Below are 3,163 nucleotides of genomic sequence, written 5' to 3' on the forward strand. Positions count from 1 at the left end.
AACGGTCTCCCCCTCAGCACCGGCGAGCCATCAGACGGGCATCGCGCTGATGTGCATCGGCGTCGCTTTCCTGACAGTGAATGATGCCATCGCCAAGACGCTGACGCAGACCTATTCGCCGCTGCAGATCCTTTTCCTGCGCAATATCATCGCCCTGCCCTTCGCCTTCCTGATCGCCCTGCGGATGGGGGGCACCGGCGCGCTGCGTTCCTATCGCCCCACCGTACATCTCCTGCGTGGCATCCTCTGGGTCGCGGGGACGTTTCTCTTCTTCACCAGCCTGCGCTTTCTGCAACTCGCCGAGGCGACGGCGCTGATCTTCGTGGCGCCGTTCTTCATCATCGCGCTGTCGGCGGCGTTTCTGGGCGAACGCGTCGGCTGGCGCCGCTGGAGCGCAGTGATCGCGGGTTTCGCCGGCGTGCTGATCGTGGTCCGGCCTGGCAGCGCCACCTTCCAGCTAGCCTCCCTGCTGCCCGTCGCCACCGCCTTCGTCTATGCCCTGATGATGCTGGGATCCCGCTTCGTCGACAGCCGCGAGAGCGTCTGGACGCTGCTTTTCTATCTTACGGCCACCAGTGCGCTTCTGAGCGCCGTGCTCGTTCCTTTCGTCTGGATCCCGATGCAGATTGAACATCTCTGGCTCTTCGTGGCGATCGCGATGTGCGGCACCGCGGGGATCACCATGATGACGCAGGCCTTTCGCCTCGCCCCGGCCTCGGTCGTCGCACCGCTCGATTATACCGCCCTGCTCTGGGCAACCCTGCTCGGCTGGCTGATCTGGAGCGAGATGCCCGATACGGTGACCTTCATCGGCGCCGGGATCATCATCACGAGCGGTGTCTGGATCATCCTGCGGGAGCGCAGAAGGCGCGTTTGAGGCTGGCGCGGCTCAGGCTGGTGCGATGCCCATCGGGCTCATGATCTGAACCCGATTGCCAAGCCGGCAGCGACGCGCCACCCTGTTGTCCATCGCTCGCCGCCGGCAAACCGCTCGCCGAAGGATCGACAAACGAGGACGCCAGCTTCCATGCAAGAATCCATCCGCATTCCATTCGACACCCTCGTTGCCCGCCTGGCCGCCATTCTCGAAGCCAATGGTTGCGCGCCCTGGGTCGCTCAGGTGATCGGTCTCAATTGCGCCAGCGCCCAGCGTGACGGCGCCCACAGCCATGGTGTGTTCCGGCTGAAGGGCTACGTCTCCACCCTCAATGCCGGAGGCTGGGTGGATGGCCGGGCCGAGCCAATGCTCGAAGACGTGGCGCCAGGCTTTCTGCGCGTCGACGGCATGAATGGTTTCACCGTGCCCGCCCTGGCGCGCGCCCGGGACGCGGCGCTCGCGAAAGTGAAGGCGAATGGCTGCGCGGTGCTCGCGATCCGCAATTCGCACCATCTCGGCGCGCTCTCACTCGATGTGGAGCCCTTCGCCGACGAGGGCCTGATCGCGCTTTCCTTCATCAATTCCATGGCCTCGGTCGTGCCCCATGGCGGCCGGAAGGCAGCGCTGGGCACCAATCCGATCGCCTTCGCCACCCCACGACGCGATGCGCGTCCGCTGGTCTTCGACATGGCGACCTCGGTCATGGCGCATGGCGATGTCCAGCTCGCCGCCCGCGAGGGCCGCACCCTCGATGAAGGCGTCGGTGTCGATCGCGACGGCAATCCCACCACCGATCCTAGAGCCGTGGTCGATGGCGGCGCGCTGATGGCCTTCGGCGGCCACAAGGGTGCGGCGTTGGCGCTGATGGTGGAAGTGATGTGCGGCGCGCTCGTCGGCGGCAAGTTCTCCCGCGAGGTCGATCTCAAGCAGCATCCCGGCGCCCATACCCCGCATACCGGCCAGTCCTTCATCCTGATCGACCCGCAGGCCGGGCGCGGCACCATGCCGCCCTTCGTCGATCGCGTCGAGGATCTGATGGGCTATCTCATCGATGCCGGCCAGACCCGCCTGCCCGGCGACCGCCGCCACGAGGCCCGCGACGATTCCATGGAAAACGGCGTCCCGGTCCCGACCGAACTCGTGGCGATGCTGGAGGAGATGGAGCGGGCGTGAGGTTATCCCCAGATGTTCCCGTCAAATTTGCAGAGAATTCGAAAGCCCGCTTAAGACGAATCTCAAACTTCGACAGGCAGACTGGTCGTCATCCTTCACTCACGCGTCACGATGGTTGCCGCCCCATGCCTGTCAAAGCTCTGCTGTTCACGCGCCACGCCGGACTGGTTCTCGCCCTCATGCTCTTCATGGCTGCCAATTCCGGTGCCCATGCCGCCGAAGCGGCTTCAGATGCCGATCTCGCACGCGGTGTCGAGGCATTCGAGGCGCGCGATTACGCCTCCGCTCTGCGTTGGCTGGAACCGGTTGCGCAAGACGGTGAGGCGCAGGCGCAGTTCATCCTCGGCTTCATGCACCAGAACGGCAGGGGCGTCCCTGTGGATGCGGAGAAGGGCGCGGGACTGTTCCGGCAATCAGCCGAGCAGGGCTACGCCTATGCCCAATTCGCGCTGGCATCGAGTTATCGCTTCGGTATCGGGGTCGAGCAGGACCTGCTCGATGCCCATCACTGGCTGTTGCTGGCCGAACACAACGGCTATGATCCGGCGCGCCAGATCCGCATGGTGATCGAGGCGCAATTGAAGCCTGATCAGATCGCACGCAGCCGCGAGGCCGCCTTTGCCGAACCTTCCGCAGAAACCGCTGACACAGCCGATCCGTGATCCTTGCGCTCGTCCTGCATCGCCTGCCCGAGCAGCACCTCGACAGGCATGGGTCTGCCGTAAAGATAACCCTGGCCGCTCAGGCATTGATGCTCGCGCAGGAACGCCGCCTGAGCGGGGATTTCGATGCCTTCCGCTATGACATCGAGACCGAGGCTGCCCCCGAGCGCCAGAACGGCCTTGACGATGGCGGCATCATCCTCGTCTTCCGTCACGTCGCTGACGAAGCTGCGATCGATCTTCAGGCGCGTCAGCGGATAGCGCTTCAACTGGCTGAGCGAAGCCCAGCCGGTGCCGTAATCGTCGAAGGCGATGCCGATGCCCAGCGCCCGCAGGGCACGCAGCTGGGGAATGATCAGATCCTCATCGTCGAGTATGATGGTCTCGGTGATCTCGAGCTCAAGGCAGTGAGCCGGCAGACCGGTCTCGGCCAGCACCCGCTCGACGCTGG

Annotated in this window: 4 protein-coding genes; 3 read left to right on the forward strand and 1 reads right to left on the reverse strand. The window is 64.7% G+C overall.

Annotation, left to right across the window (positions count from 1 at the left end):
* The first annotated feature begins 40 nt into the window (after nt 1–40).
* From VKP01_RS07840 to VKP01_RS07850, 3 genes are all read left to right on the forward strand, one after another.
* Complete coding sequence (locus VKP01_RS07840) at nt 41–877, forward strand: DMT family transporter (protein ID WP_414706548.1); 837 nt, start codon at nt 41–43, stop codon at nt 875–877.
* A 150-nt stretch (nt 878–1,027) separates the two neighbouring features.
* Nucleotides 1,028–2,050, forward strand: coding sequence for an Ldh family oxidoreductase (locus tag VKP01_RS07845; RefSeq protein ID WP_324411599.1), 1,023 nt, complete (start codon nt 1,028–1,030; stop codon nt 2,048–2,050).
* Between the two features lie 125 nt (nt 2,051–2,175).
* Nucleotides 2,176–2,712, forward strand: a complete 537-nt coding sequence (locus VKP01_RS07850) for a tetratricopeptide repeat protein (protein ID WP_324411600.1) — start codon at nt 2,176–2,178, stop codon at nt 2,710–2,712.
* Here the strand turns inward: VKP01_RS07850 and VKP01_RS07855 are convergent.
* A partial coding sequence (locus VKP01_RS07855) for an EAL domain-containing protein (RefSeq protein ID WP_324411601.1) occupies nt 2,640–3,163 on the reverse strand: 524 nt, incomplete at its 5' end. The genes VKP01_RS07850 and VKP01_RS07855 overlap by 73 nt on opposite strands.

The sequence above is a fragment of the Saliniramus sp. genome, from assembly GCF_035311605.1.
Taxonomy (GTDB): domain Bacteria; phylum Pseudomonadota; class Alphaproteobacteria; order Rhizobiales; family Beijerinckiaceae; genus Saliniramus.